13 protein-coding genes and 1 tRNA gene are annotated in these 15,904 nt (G+C 44.8%); 4 read left to right on the forward strand and 10 right to left on the reverse strand.

Annotation, left to right across the window (positions count from 1 at the left end; all coding sequences use genetic code 11):
* Positions 1–19: 19 nt before the first annotated feature.
* The 4 genes from JHD44_RS03515 to JHD44_RS03530 form a co-directional block, all read right to left on the reverse strand.
* Positions 20–721 carry a GntR family transcriptional regulator gene (locus JHD44_RS03515; RefSeq protein ID WP_233401707.1) on the reverse strand — a complete coding sequence of 234 codons (702 nt, stop codon included), beginning with the start codon at positions 719–721 and terminating at the stop codon, positions 20–22.
* 156 nt (positions 722–877) lie between these two features.
* Positions 878–1,591, reverse strand: coding sequence for an SDR family NAD(P)-dependent oxidoreductase (locus tag JHD44_RS03520; protein ID WP_199461155.1), 714 nt, complete (start codon positions 1,589–1,591; stop codon positions 878–880).
* Positions 1,592–1,657: 66 nt separating this feature from the next.
* Positions 1,658–2,062, reverse strand: a complete 405-nt coding sequence (locus JHD44_RS03525; protein ID WP_199461157.1) for a thiol-disulfide oxidoreductase DCC family protein — start codon at positions 2,060–2,062, stop codon at positions 1,658–1,660.
* A 17-nt stretch (positions 2,063–2,079) separates the two neighbouring features.
* Positions 2,080–2,526 (reverse strand): DUF3429 domain-containing protein, encoded by a 447-nt coding sequence (locus JHD44_RS03530; protein WP_199461159.1) that lies wholly within the window; start codon positions 2,524–2,526, stop codon positions 2,080–2,082.
* A 228-nt stretch (positions 2,527–2,754) separates the two neighbouring features.
* Here JHD44_RS03530 and JHD44_RS03535 point away from each other — a divergent pair, with 228 nt between their 5' ends.
* The gene (locus tag JHD44_RS03535; protein ID WP_199461161.1) at positions 2,755–4,131 is read left to right on the forward strand and encodes a glycine--tRNA ligase; all 1,377 of its coding nucleotides are present in this window, start codon (positions 2,755–2,757) and stop codon (positions 4,129–4,131) included.
* Positions 4,132–4,212: 81 nt separating this feature from the next.
* On the opposite strand, the gene JHD44_RS03540 is transcribed toward JHD44_RS03535, so the two are convergent.
* From JHD44_RS03540 to JHD44_RS03550, 3 genes are all read right to left on the reverse strand, one after another.
* Positions 4,213–4,596: a rhodanese-like domain-containing protein gene (locus tag JHD44_RS03540; protein ID WP_199461164.1), complete on the reverse strand. Its 384-nt coding sequence runs from the start codon at positions 4,594–4,596 to the stop codon at positions 4,213–4,215.
* A gap of 192 nt (positions 4,597–4,788) precedes the next feature.
* Positions 4,789–6,726, reverse strand: coding sequence for a bifunctional 2',3'-cyclic-nucleotide 2'-phosphodiesterase/3'-nucleotidase (locus JHD44_RS03545; RefSeq protein ID WP_199461166.1), 1,938 nt, complete (start codon positions 6,724–6,726; stop codon positions 4,789–4,791).
* Positions 6,727–6,913: 187 nt separating this feature from the next.
* Complete coding sequence (locus tag JHD44_RS03550) at positions 6,914–7,606, reverse strand: alpha/beta hydrolase (protein ID WP_325097040.1); 693 nt, start codon at positions 7,604–7,606, stop codon at positions 6,914–6,916.
* Positions 7,607–7,941: 335 nt separating this feature from the next.
* Here JHD44_RS03550 and nfsA point away from each other — a divergent pair, with 335 nt between their 5' ends.
* The 3 genes from nfsA (at position 7,942) to JHD44_RS03565 (ending at position 11,027) form a co-directional block, all read left to right on the forward strand.
* Positions 7,942–8,679 carry an oxygen-insensitive NADPH nitroreductase gene (gene nfsA, locus JHD44_RS03555; protein WP_199461168.1) on the forward strand — a complete coding sequence of 246 codons (738 nt, stop codon included), beginning with the start codon at positions 7,942–7,944 and terminating at the stop codon, positions 8,677–8,679.
* Positions 8,680–8,775: 96 nt separating this feature from the next.
* Positions 8,776–8,852: transfer RNA gene (locus tag JHD44_RS03560), tRNA-Ile, on the forward strand.
* A 189-nt stretch (positions 8,853–9,041) separates the two neighbouring features.
* A complete protein-coding gene (locus JHD44_RS03565; RefSeq protein WP_199461170.1) occupies positions 9,042–11,027 on the forward strand; it encodes a methyl-accepting chemotaxis protein in 1,986 nt (661 codons plus the stop codon).
* 93 nt (positions 11,028–11,120) lie between these two features.
* Here JHD44_RS03565 and JHD44_RS03570 read toward each other — a convergent pair whose 3' ends face one another.
* Genes JHD44_RS03570 through JHD44_RS03580 form a run of 3 tightly spaced genes read right to left on the reverse strand, consistent with a single transcriptional unit; the run spans position 11,121 to position 15,891 of the window.
* Positions 11,121–12,410 carry a DEAD/DEAH box helicase gene (locus tag JHD44_RS03570; protein ID WP_199461172.1) on the reverse strand — a complete coding sequence of 430 codons (1,290 nt, stop codon included), beginning with the start codon at positions 12,408–12,410 and terminating at the stop codon, positions 11,121–11,123.
* 32 nt (positions 12,411–12,442) lie between these two features.
* Positions 12,443–13,324, reverse strand: a complete 882-nt coding sequence (locus JHD44_RS03575) for a transglutaminase family protein (protein ID WP_199461174.1) — start codon at positions 13,322–13,324, stop codon at positions 12,443–12,445.
* Complete coding sequence (locus JHD44_RS03580) at positions 13,321–15,891, reverse strand: circularly permuted type 2 ATP-grasp protein (protein ID WP_199461176.1); 2,571 nt, start codon at positions 15,889–15,891, stop codon at positions 13,321–13,323. Before JHD44_RS03580 ends, JHD44_RS03575 begins: the two co-directional genes overlap by 4 nt.
* Positions 15,892–15,904: the final 13 nt, after the last annotated feature.

A 15,904-nucleotide genomic window follows, 5' to 3' on the forward strand; every position in this document is an offset into this window, starting at 1 on the left:
CACTTTTTATTGTTATTGGCTAAGGTTGGCCAGAGTTACCCTGAGAGATGCTGTCGTGCAGCATCGCTTTTTTCAAAAGAGTCGCGGCGCGGCTGATATGGCGACGCATTAGTAATTCTGCGAGATCACCTTCACGGTTGGCGATGGCATCTAAAATGGCTTTGTGCTCTCGCAGCGCCTGACGTGGATCGGGCCGTGAATCCGCAGTGTAGCGACGATACATGCGGATCGTGGCGTATAGGTCTTGGGTTAAGACTCGAATTAGCTTTTTATTTTGGCTTGCTTGAATGATACGTAGATGAAAGTCTTCGTTGCCGTATTGGCTGGCATAATGCTCATCTTTGTTACTATCGAGATGGGCTTGGTGGTCATCTAGAAGTGTATAAAGCTCTGCCACTTCTTGTTCGCTGATGAGCTCCGCGGCTAAACGAGCCGCCATACCTTCCATGGCTTCACGTAAGGTATAAGTATCCAGTAGGTCTTCAATGTTAAGCTCGATGACGCGGGCGCCAACATTGGCGGTGCGGGTAATTAAGCCTAGTGCTTCGAGTTTAACGAGAGCCTCACGTAATGGGCCACGCGAAACGCCATAACGTTTAGCGAGTTCAGGCTCTGATATTTTGCTACCAAGAGGAAGAACACCTTCGACAACTTCAGCGGTTAAGCGTTGAGTTAAGTCATCGGAGAGTGTGGCAGATTTAATTTGCGTAACCTTTTCCAAACTCATGTCCTACATATTTGTCTACAATGTGACTATTTATAGAATGAGTATTAGTATAGATCAAGCTAAATTGTCGACAATTCGACTTAGGTAGTAGTTAAAGTATTATTTTTAATAATGGATTGTCGACAATATTAGAAAGGTTCTGAAAGTGCTTTACCAAGTAATGGGCTGATGATTCCAGTCCATATAACTGGCTTTGCCATCGATTTCTAATTTATCTAGTAAGCTTAACAGCTGTGTTGCGACAAACTTTGGGGTAAACAATTTATCTTCGGGAACTGAGCGCTGAAAAGGCTTCGAAAGTGGCGTGTCTGTGGTGCCAGGATGGAAAGCAAGTAGTTTGACGTTTTTCGAGCGTCGCGCGAGCTCCACAGAAAAGGTTTGCACCATCATATTGAGTGCCGCCTTGGAAGCTCGGTAGCTGTACCAACCTCCTAAGAGGTTATCACTTATACTGCCAATACGTGCGCTAAATAAAGCCACTTTACAAGGTTCGTTGCTTTTTAAATGAGGAGCTAAGTATTTTAGCCAAAGAGAAGGCGTAACCGTATTTGCTTCAAATATGGTTAACATATTCTCGGCGCTAATGCTTTCTAACTTACGCTCTGGCTGAAGCTCGTTTTGATGCAAAATGCCTTGGCAGATAAAAACTTTGCCAACTGGGAATTGGAAGTCCAGCTCTGTGCAGATGTTTTCGATGCTTCGCTCATCATACTGGCAATGTAGAGCAGTGATTTTAGGGTGTTGAAAGCTCTGATGACGGCTAATGGCGATGATTTGCTGACATTCATCCCGTTCGTTTAATTGTTCAATGATCGCTTGAGCAATGTGGCTACCAGCGCCGACTACAATGGCTGAATAGGGCATTTCATTCTCCTGTGCTTATATCTGATTGAATACGCAAAGGAGTGATAATTGGATGGTTTAGATCACCTATTTAGGAGGGCGAGGAGGGCAACTATCTTTGGAGCATGCATCGCAGCGTTCTTGCCCAGTTAGCCAGTAAGAGATTTTATGGCGATGCTTAGCAAATAAAAGGTAGCCGCGATCAGCGAACCAGCGGATAAATGGCCAGCGCAAAACTCTTAGCCACTTATGCTTACCAACGGCTTGCCAAACGGCCACGTTGGCATCAAGTCCAGTCACCAGTTGACCATTATTTAAAATGGCGTGTAATAGCCGGTCTGCCGCCACTTTATTAATCTGTGGGTACAGTGTTTCGAATTCTTTACTGTGAATATCCACTAATTTCAATTGCTGAGCAGTATTGTAGCGTTGCAATACTGAAATCTCTTTCATGCACAGTGGGCAGTGTCCATCGTAAAACAGTGTAACCATATACTAGCCTTTGAAGATTAGAATTTTGGGTACAGCATGAGCAGATGCATTGCGCATACCAATACGGTTAAAAAGAAACGTAAATTCGGGTAGTAGGATTGATCGGGACGCATGGCTTTTAACCAACGTACTTCTAGCCAAAAGATACTAATGTAACCACCTAGTAATAACAGCAAAGATAAGTGAGGTTGTTCAATGATTAAACCGAGCCAACCAGCGATAGCAATCACATTACTGCCGATTAATAGCGCCTTGCCTTTGCTTTGTGGCGCTTGTTCAATCACTTGTCCCCAAATCGCTCCACTAAGGAAGCTTAGAATGACTGCACTGTAAGCAATAAATGCCGTTTGGGCATGAAAGCTATAATGATAAAAGTCAAACAGATAAGTAAGAGTACTGACCACGAATGGAATCAATCCTAGATATCCAAGAACTTTGATCACTGTACTAGAAGAATTACGCATATAGAGTCCCAAACGTAAAATTCAATTGACGGAATATACGTATTATCTAACAAATTGGATGTTCAAGCATGTGAAAGCGGTCACATTTACTTAAATTTATCCTAGTAATCTTCGAAATGTCCGCCATTGAGTCGAACAAGGTCACGGAGTACAATGTCGGACTTATTTTATCGGCTACGCCGTTGTGCGCAGGTCGCCCCAAATTAACGAATTAAGGTGTGTTTAAAAATGCCAGCAAAAACGATGGATGAACTCGTCTCCCTTTGTAAACGTCGTGGATTTATCTTCCAAGGCAGTGAGATTTACGGTGGTATGCAAGGGGCTTATGACTACGGTCCACTGGGTATTGAATTAAAAAACAACCTTAAAAATGCTTGGTGGCGTGCCATGGTTTATGACCGTGACGACGTTGAAGGTCTAGACGCTGCGATTATCCAAAACAAGCACGTCTACAAATACTCTGGTCACGAAGACACTTTCACAGATCCAATGGTGGACTGTCACGAATGTAAATCACGCATGCGTGCGGATCACATGAAAGACATCAAAAAATGTGACAACTGTGGCTCTGATAACGTGACTGAACCACGTGATTTCAACCTAATGTTTAAGACAAACGTTGGCCCAATGGTGAACGAAGAGTCTTACACTTACCTGCGTCCAGAAACGGCACAAGGTATCTTCACAAACTTCAAAAACGTTGTGGATTCGACTTCTCGTGCCTTGCCATTTGGTATCGCGCAGATAGGTAAATCGTTCCGTAACGAAATCACACCACGTAATTTCATTTTCCGTGTACGTGAATTCGAACAAATGGAACTTGAGTTCTTCTGTAAGCCTGGTGAAGACGAGCAATGGCACGACACTTGGGTGAAACTGCGTAAGCAATGGTGGTTAGACCAAGGCTTGGCAGAAGAAAACATTGAGTTTGAGTACGTGACAGGTGATGACTTAGCCCACTATTCAAAAGCAACTGTGGATATCTTGTACAAGTTTCCACATGGTTTTGAAGAGCTTGAAGGCGTTGCAAACCGTACTGACTACGATCTTGGTTCCCATACCAAAGCGCAAGAAGAGTTTGGTCTGTCTGCGAAAGTTAAGAAGAACGAGCACTCTACGACTAAACTAGCGGTGCGTGATTTGGAAGAGAACAAGCAAATCGTTCCTTTCTGTATTGAGCCTTCTGCGGGTCTAGACCGTGGTGTATTGGCTGTGATGACAGAAGCCTACACGGAAGAAGAGCTAGAAAACGGCTCAACTCGTACCGTTCTTAAACTGAAGCCACACCTAGCACCGATCAAAGTGGCTGTCCTTCCTCTTAAGAAGAACAAGCCAGAAATTGTTGAAGCGGCAAAAGCGATTAAGAACCGCCTACAAAAACTAGGACTTGGTCGTATCCTTTACGAAAACACAGGTAACGTAGGTAAAGGCTACCGTCGTCATGACGAAGTAGGTACACCGATTTGTATCACAGTTGACTTCGATACTATCGAGCAAGAAGGCGCACCAGTAACCATTCGTCATCGTGACACGATGCAACAGGAAGTGGTAAACACCGCTGACCTACCAAGCTTCATTTTGAACTACTTTGTCAACCAAGATTAAGGTTAAAAGGTATTTCAAAGCTAAAAAAAACCGATGCAAAGCATCGGTTTTTTTGTTTTCAGACAGTGCTCTAAGAAACTTCTAGGGTTTAGTTGACTTCATTTCTTCTAAACCCCCACCATTTAGAACGTGAGTAAACCCCATGTCATAGAGCTGGCGTTTTGCATGAGAGGCTCGACTACCTGAACGGCAATAAACTACTATTGTTTTATCTCGATCAATAGGATTTGCGAGCTTGCTGAGTGAGCTAAGTGGCATGTTTACCGCACTGTCTATATGGCCTTCTCTGAACTCCGCAGCGGTTCTAACATCGATAAGTACTGCGCCTTGCTCCAGAGCTTGCCAAGCTAAATCAGACCGTTTTGAGGCCAACGCATTAATGCTGAAAATTGCGATTATCGCTGCAAGCAGGATTAATAACATGTGCTTGAAAGGGGTTTGAGTATCTACCGCTAAACGTTCCATATTTCATAATCCTATGTGTGAAGGGTTAAAAATTTGTTACGGCATATCATCACGCGTTTGTTGCGCAAAAAATTTGTACGCAAGCTTTGAAAACTTGGATCACTATTTTTTCAAAATTTTTGAGGTGAGCTTACAGGGCAACATCGAGATACTGCTCGCAATCAACAGCTGACTGCGAGCAGTAGGGAAGGATTATTGTAATTCAAAGACTGCGAAGCCTTGGTCGTCTAATCCTGTGAATGTCATATTCGGCGATGCATAAGATTTAGCCTTAGGCGAGCTAGTGAAATTAACGGTGGCACCTGCAAAGCTGGCAAACTCCCAGTTGTTATCCGCTGCAGGATTGATGACCGTCTGTGACAGTAAGTAATTTGCCACGACGTCACGGTTTTTATCTGGTGCATCAATGACCGTTGTGGATCCATCTAGCGCAGGGAATTTACCACCACCCGATGCGCGGTAGTTATTGGTGACGACTAAGAACTCTTGGTTAAGTTCAATAGGCTGACCTTGGTAAGTCACCGCTTCAATACGGTGTGCATTTTCGTTAACGATTTTCCCTTCACTGTCATAGCGATTTGGTTTTGTCACATTGATGCGATACTGAATACCATCAATCACATCGAAGTTGTAGGTTGGGAAGCTGGTATTAATCAGTGCTTGCGGCGCCTCTTGATTGGGTTGGATTTGATTAAACTGTCCAGCGGAGCGTTCTAGCCACTCGACCACTTGCGCACCGGTAAGTTTAACGACTTTCAGATCATTTGGATAAATGTAAAGGTCGCTCACATTTTTCAGGGCAATATCACCTTTTGGGACGTCGGTGAAATACTCTGGACCGCCACGACCACCTGCTTTAAACGGGGCTGCAGCAGATAAAATCGGTAGTCCTTCGTAAGAGGTTGCGCGAACGATATTCTGTGCGTACCAAATCTGCGCATTGTTCACGATTTGGATAGAAGGGTCATCTTGCACTAGAGCGAAGAAACTATTGATGTCAGCCGTGCTTTCACCCACTTTGCGACGCATGTACTCCAGTGTACCTTGGTGTTCATGCTCAACGGCATGATTGATGTGCTCATCAGCTTCGACTAATGGCACTGTGGTGCGTCCTTCACGTTTGGCGATGGCTCTGATACTGCTGGAGCCTTTGACGACTTTCCAACCTTGGCCTTCTTGTTCTAGCACAAGATCTACTAAGCCAAGGTGTGATCCCCAAAAACCTGGCATGGTTGCAGGCACACCAAAAACGGTTCCTGTAGCGTTGTCTACGCCTTCGATATTATCCAGTGAGCTGTCCCCAGGGAACACTTTATGGGAGTGACCAAATAGTATGGCATCAATACCATCTACTTTGGCGAGGTGGTAAGTAGCGTTTTCTTCACCTTGCTCATAGTTTCCTATATACATGCCACTGTGAGGGATCGCTATGATGACGTCCGCTCCTTCAGACTTCATTTGCGGGATATATTTTTTAGCACTGGCGATGATGTCTTTGGCAATGACCTTGCCTGAAAGGTTGTCTTTATCCCAAGTCATAATTTGCGGTGGCACAAAGCCGATGTAACCTACATTGATTACTTGCTCTTTGCCGTCACTGTCCAATACCGCAGTAGGTTGGATCAAATATGGCTGGAAATAAGGCTGATCGTTATCTGGATTGGCATCTCCATCGTCAACGTAGACATTGGCATTAATGTAGGGGAAGTTGGCGCCGGCTAATGACTTCATTAAAAAATCTAAGCCGTAGTTGAACTCATGGTTACCAATATTCCCCACATTGTAATCCAGTAGGTTCATGGCTTTGTAAGCTGGGTGTGTTTCACCGAAACGCAACACGCGGCCTTTTGCGACATAGTCACCCAAAGGATTGCCCTGTAATAGATCACCGTTATCGACTAAAACCGAGTTTTGTACTTCCGCTCGAGCTTGTTTAATTAGAGTGGCAACGCGCGATAGGCCAACGCTGTTGCTTTGTTTATCAGCGTAGTAATCATAGTCCACCAAATGCATATGAATGTCAGTGGTTTCCAATATACGTAGATCAACCGTTGCCGCGTTGGCTGTTGCGGAAGCTAAGCATGCCAACGTAAGGCTGGTTGGCAGAAAAATTTTGTTCCATTTTTTCATGGTTTTATGGCTCCAAGTTCCAATTGTGACAGGCAAGAGAACGTTATTTTGACTAAAAGGTCAATATTTAAGAGAACAGGAGCTTATGCAATAATCATGACGCTTTTATGTACTGAACCAGAAAAATCTAGGAGAGCAGAAAACTGCAATGATGTGGTGAAGGGCAGAGGTTGCGCTGACAACTCGCCTAAGGTTGTTGTTCGAAAAAATTCGCTATATCTGGTTGTATAGGGGCTTTACTTGGTATAAACCAAATCAAGTTTGACACCATATCAACGTGACCCATATGTGGGTAAATAATCGTGTCGACGGCTCCGTTTTTTTGACGAACTCTCTCTGCTAAAAGGTCAATATTTCGTTGACCAACGAGCTCATCTTTCTCCCCCCATAGCAGCAACATGGGGGGCTCATTACCTTCTATAAAAGTCGTGACGGTCATTTGAGGGTATTGATCAGGTGGCCCAAACATATCTTTTAAATCCTCTTCTTCGGGCACGAAATCATAAGGTCCAGATAAACCAGCGAAGGCTTTAATATTTTGAGTGGAATGATTGAGCTGAGCCAAGTAACGCTCATCGGCACTGATCAAGGCACCGATATGAGCGCCTGCGGAGTGCCCCATGATAAACAAACGGCTTGAATCGCCATGGTACTCATAAACGTTGTCTAATGTCCAAGCAACCGCTTGTGCACCATCTTCCACAAAGGTGGGAAACTTAACATCAGGGTATTTTCGATAATCAGGAATCACAACAACGTAACCCATGTCTAAGAAAGGCTTCGCCACAAATGGATACATGTCTTTTGAACCATCGGTCCAACGTCCACCGTAGAAGAATACCAAGACCGGAGCTTGTTCTGCCTTCGCAGAAGAAGGCACGTAAATATCCAAGGTTTGATTCGCTAACTGTCCGTAAGCGATGTCTTGATAACGTTTATTAGAGTCAATCAGCGTAGGTAGATTGGCTACTTGTAACCCTATTTGAGTACAGCCCGCGCTGAGTAATGCGCCAATGGCGATTAACGAGTTCCTGATTTTGATAAGGCTCTCCTAGCAAGTAAATATAGATTTTACGGGATTCGACCACAGTTGGATGAGGATTATTCAAAAAAGATTTCCCTATGGAATTTTTAAGATCCTATTGGAGTGAGGCTAAGGCGCGATTCATAATGGGAACATTCCAATAGGATTATCTGAACAATTAAGGAGTCACCATGAATGACGTCATTGAACTCTTACAATCTCACCGTTCAATTCGAAAATACCGTACTCAAGCACTTCCTGATGGGTTGCTTGAGCAGCTCGTGAGCGCTGCGCAATATGCCTCTTCAAGCAACAATGTTCAGGCCTATAGCATTATCCGTGTCAGTGATACAGACAATAGGGCGCGCTTACAAGAGCTAGCGGGGAACCAAGCCTACATCTCTCAGGCGGCAGAGTTTCTAGTATTCTGTGCTGATATGAAGCGCAATACGGAAGCGGCGGCTCGCTCAGGTGTTGAGCCTACCCTAGGCATGACAGAGCAGCTTTTGGTTTCAACCATTGATACGGCATTGGTGGCGCAGAACTTTGCCATTGCAGCAGAGTCAGAAGGTCTTGGCGTCGTTTACATAGGGGGCGTACGTAATAATCCACAGGAAATTAGCGATGTCTTAAAGCTACCAAAACATGTTTACCCTGTATTTGGTATGTGCGTTGGCTATCCTGAGCATCACCCTGATGTTAAGCCTCGCCTACCGGTCGCAACGGTTTTAAAGCAGGATTACTACGATAGCGAACACGATATTGCCTTGGTTGCAAAATATGACTCGGAAATGGACGAGTACTACCAACAACGCGCAGGCGGTAATAAAACCTCCAACTGGTCAGAAAGCATGGCACCGATGTTTAGCGGGAAATTACGCCCACACATGCGAGACTTTTTAATTTCGCAAGGTTTCGAGATGAAGTAGTGCAGCGAGAAACTTAGCTACTTGATTTCATAGCAGAAATTTAAATTTCTATATTGGCAAAGCGATGCGCTCTAGCTATAATGGGCGCCGTTTAAAGGCCCCATAGCTCAGTTGGTTAGAGCATCCGACTCATAATCGGCAGGTCCCCTGTTCAAGTCAGGGTGGGGCCACCATAAAAGAAAACCCCAGTTGGCTCGTTCCAGCTGGGGTTTTTTTATTCCTATCTTGTTTTTACTACATTTAAATACAGTTTTTTAGCCGTATTTCGCAATTTTTTCTATCTTTCTCTATGCTCTTATTTGCTTACATTTGAACTATGAACCATGCTTATTAAAAGGTATAGGAACCATAGGGAGAAGACGGTGCTGAAAAATCTTAAAGTGTCTCATGCTATTGCTTTGGTGGGCTTTTTGCCGCTTTTGTTGGTACTGTTTTTAGCATTCTCGCTCGGTTCTGCTTTATTAAGCAGTATTAACGATTCGCAGAAAGCGAATGACATTGTCCGATTAACGGAAAAGCTTGATGGCATCGCACATAACTTCGCTGTTGAACGTGGTTTAAGTGCTGGCTTTTTGGGCTCGAAAGGTGAGCAAGGGCGTGATGCGGTTTTGAAACAGCGTGTTGTGGCGGATCAAATTGAACAAGCGCTTTTAGATATGAAACCGTTAGATTTTCATGAGCTATCTGAAGCTGAGTTTAAGGATTTGATTCAGCCAACCTTAGACATTTTAAAAGATAAGAACACGATCCGACAGAAAGTCGACAATTTAGCATCCGATAACGGTGCTTTTGCCTACTATTCTAAGCTCAATGCTACAGCACTTAGGGGAATTCAGCGTTCAATTATATTGGTTAATAACACAGAGATTGATCAAGCTTTATCATCTCGCCTTGCTTTACTCTGGATGAAAGAGCGTATTGGGCAATATCGAGGCGCGTTAAATGGCGTTTTTGGTGCAGGTCAAACGACTGAAAAACGCTTCGTAGAGATTAATGGTTATCTATCTGATGAGAAAGCGTGGGAGAACTACTTTAATGACATGACTTCTGTTGCCTACAAGACAGAAATGGCGGCATTGAAGCAGTCTGCTGATTGGAAAACAGTTGATCAAGTATTAACAAAATTTCAGTCAGTAACGGATCTTTCAAATGTGGTTGGCCCAAAAGACTGGTTTGCATTGGCTACTGCAAAAATTAGTCTGGTAAAAGGGCTTTCTGATGAGATTGGCCAGAATGTTCACCGTTTTGCCTTGGCAAAAGAGTCGCGAGACAATACGGTCTTCATAGTGATTATAGCCATCATCGTAGTCGTTGTGCTGTTTGTTCTTTACTTGATGAAACAAGTTATGACGTCGGTATCATCTAGGGTAGCGATAGTGCACAAGGCCCTTATGTCAGTGGGTGAGGAGAAGGACTTCACGGTCAACTTAGAAGTAAAGTCCAATGATGAACTCGGCCAGATAATGAATGAGCTGAATCGTCACTTGAATCATTTGTCCTCCACTTTTGGTATGTTGGTGTTGAAATCGAAAGAGTCTAAAAACAGTATGGATGATTTGATTCATCAAGCTCGAACTGCTGTTAAGGAAACTCAAGATCAACAGGCACGAACCGATCAAATTGCAGCTGCGATTGAAGAGATGTCTCTTACCAGTGGTACCATCTCAGTAGATATGCAGGAAGCTGCACAAGCGACGGAGACGATTCAGAGCCGCGCCTCCGAAGGTCGAGCTGGTGTGCACTCCATTCAAAACTCGATAGAAGGCTTAACGAGAGAAGTACAAGGTGGCTTTGATTCGGTACAACAAGTCACAGGGCAAACGGAGCAAATTGCTTCCATTCTACAAACAATTGAATCGATTGCTGAGCAGACCAATTTATTGGCATTGAATGCTGCGATTGAGGCCGCACGTGCTGGTGAACAAGGTCGTGGTTTCGCCGTAGTGGCCGATGAAGTTCGTAGTTTAGCTCAGCGAACTCAAGATTCGACTGAAGAAATCCGCTCAATGATTGAGACCTTAATTCACTCAAGTAAAAATGCTTTAACGTCTATGGAAAGCTGTTCAACAATGGCGACAAGCACAGCTGAAGAAGTGGTGAAAAATGCTGAAATGATTGAGTCCTTATTGGAGTCGGTGGATGCCATTAATATGACGATTGAAAGGGTGGCGACCGCGGCAGAAGAGCAGTCACAAGTAACGGAAGACATTAACCAAAATGTGCAGATGGTGCGTGATCGCTCAAGTCATATCTCTGAGGTGGTTGACTTAACTGAGACGGAAGCGAAGCGTACCCAAGATCGTTTTGATGAGGTACTAAAAGAGGTTTCGTCATACCGCTTACGCTAACTAACGGATTCATCGTGATTTATCAAAGAAAAACCACCGTCATTGTCATGATGGTGGTTTTTTCATTTCAAGAAGAGGGCGAGGAAGAATAAGTTATTTCTTTTTAGCCTTAGCAAACGGGTTGCTACGAAGACCTGGGCCTTTTGTCACATCTGGCTTTTGTTGTTCAACTTTGGTTTTGGTTTTCTGTGTCTCTGGTGCTGCACCTTTTGACTTCTTTTGGCTACGAGGATGAGTATCAGGTACTCGATGCTCCGCCTCGAAACCGGGTATTTCTTTGCGTGGAACGCGCTGTTTTAAAAGTGCTTCAATAGCGCGTAGATTTTCGGCTTCATCGGCACAGACTAATGATACAGCGCGACCTTCTTGACCTGCTCGACCCGTTCGTCCAATACGATGGATATAATCTTCTGCAACGTGCGGCAGATCCACATTAATTACAACGGGCAGCCCTTCTATGTCCAAGCCACGAGCCGCCACATCGGTGGCAACAAGATACGCTAATTCCCCAGACTTAAAGGCATTAAAAGCCGCTAAGCGAGCGTATTGAGGCTTATCGCCATGCATGGCTTGGGCGGAGAAGCCTTCGGCTTGTAAAATATCGGTAATCTCGTCAGCACCGCGTTTTGTCTTGGTGAAAATCAGTGCTTGGCGCCAATGCTGGCGATTTAATAACTCAGCTAATAGTTCAGGCTTGCGTACCTTATCCACGGTATAAATTTGGTGGCGCACCGTGGCTGCGACACGGTTGCTTTGCTTCGCGGCGACCTCTTCTGGATTTTTCAACCATAGTGCAGAAAGTGCTTTGACGGCATCCGAATAAGTGGCTGAAAACATCATAGTTTGGCGGTTTTTAGGCAAAAGTGTCAGCAGCTCGTTTAGGGCTTCCTCAAAACCGAGGTCTAGCATACGGTCGGCTTCATCGAGCACTAAGAACTGTAGTGAATCGAATAACACTGCGTCTTGCTTCACGAGGTCAATTAAGCGGCCTGGAGTTGCAACTAAGATGTCTGCACCACGTTGCAGTCCGTTAATTTGAGGAAAGGCTTTTACACCACCAAAAATAGTTTGGCTACGTAAACCGAGTCCACGGCTGTAGCTACGTACACTTTCACCTATTTGACTGGCAAGCTCGCGAGTAGGGGCCAATATCAAGGTGCGCACTTGTTTTGGGTTCGCTCGTTCACCGTCTTTGAGTTGTTCCAGTAGTGGCAGCGTAAAAGCAGCCGTTTTACCTGTGCCTGTTTGCGCCGCCGCTAAAACATCTTTTTTTGACAGGATCAATGGGATTGCTTGGGCTTGAATCGGTGTTGGTTTTTGGTAGCCGAGTTCTTCTAAGGTGTTAAGAATGGCCGGGCAAAGGCCAAGTTTTGCAAAGTTCATTTTGTTACCAAATTGAGCGAAGATGTGAGCGCTTACACACGCTGCACATCAACTGAAACATTAAGTGCTTGGCTGTCACCACCATCGAAAATAACGCCTTGTAGAGGCGTAACATCAGCGTAGTCTCGACCCCATGCTGTCACAATGTGTTGTTCATTGGGCATTAAATCGTTAGTAGGGTCGAATTCTACCCAGCCTAGATCAGGAATGAAAATGGCGAACCACGCATGCGACGCATCGGCCCCTACCAGCTTCTCTTGCCCTGGTGGTGGCAAGGTTTCTAAGTAACCACTCATATAGCGTGCAGGTAAACCAAGTGAACGAATGCAAGCGATGGCTAAGTGGGCGAAGTCTTGGCATACCCCTCGTTTTTCTTTTAAAACTTGCTCTGGAGGCGTGCTAACACTGGTAGCTGTAGGGTCAAATTTAAATTCTTCAAAAATCTTATGGGTAAAATCCATGCTCGCCTGCAACACAGGAATGTCGTCTTGAAAGCAGCTGCGAGCATAGTTTGCCAATTCTTCTGAACGGTGAATATGTGTCGAGTTTAACGTATATTCTTTGACCATGCGTAGCTCGGTTGAACTGGCGCTTGCTAACTGTTGTCGTAATTCGCCACATGTTAGGCCATGTAAGGTTAGTTGATTAGATAAATCGTTTTGTTCAATTTCAAAGTAGCATTCAACATCAATGGCTAGCTTTTTATGAGGTTCTTGTACGGAAAAATAAAATGTCGGGTTGCCATAGTAATCTTCCCCTTCAGTTTGATAAACCGGAGTAGGGCTCACTAAGATACGACGGCTAAGGCAACGTTGATTATGCGTGTCACGTGGGAGTAAATGCGCCATGTTATAACACAAAGTTACTGGTGCGCCATACAGGTATTCCGTTAAGTGCCTTACCCGATATTTCATACGTTATTCTTCCATTTGGCTTTGATCAGCTGTTGTGGACCAGCAGTGTGATCAAAGTATTTATCACTGATCAAAGTAGTCAGTTTCTCTAACTGTTCAATAATCTGTGTCATCAATTCAGCCAAATCAGCACGTGTCTGAGTGCTTTCATCGATTTGAGCTAAGGATTCTAGGTCTGCCAATTGTATGTCATTAAGCGACTTAATAATTAAGCGCTTATCAGGCGAGAGCCCTAGAACCGTCTGCTCTGACTGAGGCAGCTCTTCTAAATACTTACGTAGCTGCTCTATTTGATAAATCAGTGAACGCGGGTTCGAGCGGTCAATCATAAGCAGATCTAGTCCATATGAGACTCGTGCTCTGGTTCGATAGCGTCGACGGAACGAGATTAATGCCTCGACACTTAACAAGACCGACTCAAGAACTTGTTGCTGTTGTAAACTTGGTAAAGGGCGACTAAGAGTTTGTTTCAGGAGATTGGCCGTTAGCAACGCGCGCTCGGTACGACGACCAATTTCTTGGAACATCCAGTCCATGCCGCGTAACATACTTTCGTGGTTTAACCCTGAAATGGCTAATAAAGACGTGACTAAACTGTCTAAAGACTCTTCTGGTACAGACGGTAAGCCGTTGACATAAGCACGATCAACACTGTGAATATGGTCGCGTAATTCGTTCAAAATGATACGAGTATCCGCTGACAGCATTTCTTTCACTTGTTCAGCACACGCCAGCATTTGTTGTAAGTTTGCCTTAATCGAGCCGACGCGATTTGCATCCACGACTAGCGCAGCTAATTCATCGTTTGGATTTTCTATGAGTTCAGGCTGGTCTTGGAAGCCAGGTAACGACCCTGTTATTTCCGACATCGCTCCTAACAATACTTCGCGGCTCTCGGTTGGGAATCGGTCAATACCATTTAACTGCTTAAAGATGGTGCGCATTAAGCGTAGGCTCATTTCTGCACGTTCTGCGTAGCGCCCGAACCAGAATAGATTTTCAACGACACGACTTGGTAAGTTTGCCGCTTGAGCTTGACTAGTAGGAAGGTTATCCAATGGAACGTCAATATCTGTTTCAGTGCTGTCGCTGAGTACCCACATGTCTTTGCTTCGTGAGCCAGAGAGACGCTTACTGACGATGCATTGATCATCATGGTCAGCAACACGAGACAACCCGCCAGGCATGACGCAAAAATCTTCATCCGTAGCAACGCTAAATGTGCGCAAAATACCTGGGCGAGCATGCATTACACCATTGTCCCAAATAGGACTGTAAGAGCTTGGGATATAATGCTGCGCGACAAAACCAACGGGGTTTGCCTTAACCATCGCTAGTGTGTCAGCCAGACCTTTTGCATCGAGCTGATGACAATAAATACTCTTGCTGTTAATGCCGCGAAAAGCAGGCTTTATGATTAATCGTTTAAGGTTCGCCTCAATATAGCCCATGTGGTTTGTATCACCACACCAGTAAGTCTCTACTGAGTCGAGTAATAACTCTTCAGCCATCAAAAACTGGCTGATTTGAGGTAAGAATGCGAGTATAGCTGGGGTTTCTAACAAACCTGAGCCAAGAGGGTTTGTCACAACAACGTTACCCTGACGAGCCACTTCTAAAAGCCCAGGTACCCCTAACATAGAATCAGAACGAAGCTCTGCTTGATCGCAGAAAGCATCTTCAACTCGTCTGACAATAACATCCACTCGAGATAGTCCATTTAAGGACTTCATCCAAACCTTGCCATTACGAACCGTTAAATCCCCGCCCTGAACAAGAGGATAGCCAAGGTGGTTAGCCATATAGGCTTGTTCAAAGTAAGTACTGCTGTAAGCGCCTGGTGTGAGTACGACAATCCTTGGCGATTCTGTTAAGTGAAGTGCGAGTTTGCTGAGCGTTTCTCTTACTGTTTGAAAAAAGCCCGCCAAGCGCATGGTTTGACTTTCTCTAAACAGGCTAGGTAACACCCGCGAAACAACGGTGCGATTCTCTAAAGCATAGCCTGCACCACTTGGCGCTTGAGTACGGTCCCCTGTCGCAATGAAGCGCCCAGATTGATCACGTACTAAATCCACCGCATGGAACGTAAGCATGATATCGGTTGGCCAGTTTAAGCCATGGCATTGACGTAAAAAGCCAGGATGAGAGAAAACGATTTCAGAAGGTAAAATCCCTTCCTTAAGCAACCGCTGCTCACCGTAGAGATCTTTATAAATTAGGTCAAATAGCTTGGCACGTTGTTTAAGAGCCGCTTCTAATACACGCCACTCAGATTCAACCATGACCTGCGGAATGATATCGAGGGACCAAACATTAGGTGAAAGAGGGTCACTTTTTAAATTATAAGTAGCGCCATCATCACGCAAGATACGTTGCGCGCGAAGATGGCGGTCTTGCATCCCTTCGGCCCCAAGTTCATGAACTGCCGACATCACAGACTGCCAAGCTAATCGCGGAAGTCTATTAACCTCAAATGCTTCATCGAAGGCATTTTCTGGTGCAGCATAAGGGGCAACGAACGGCGCTTCAGTGAGCGCCGCCGTGGATGGAGTAACGATATTTGTCATAATTAGACGTTCT

This window comes from Marinomonas ostreistagni (genome assembly GCF_016461785.1).
GTDB lineage: Bacteria > Pseudomonadota > Gammaproteobacteria > Pseudomonadales > Marinomonadaceae > Marinomonas > Marinomonas ostreistagni_A.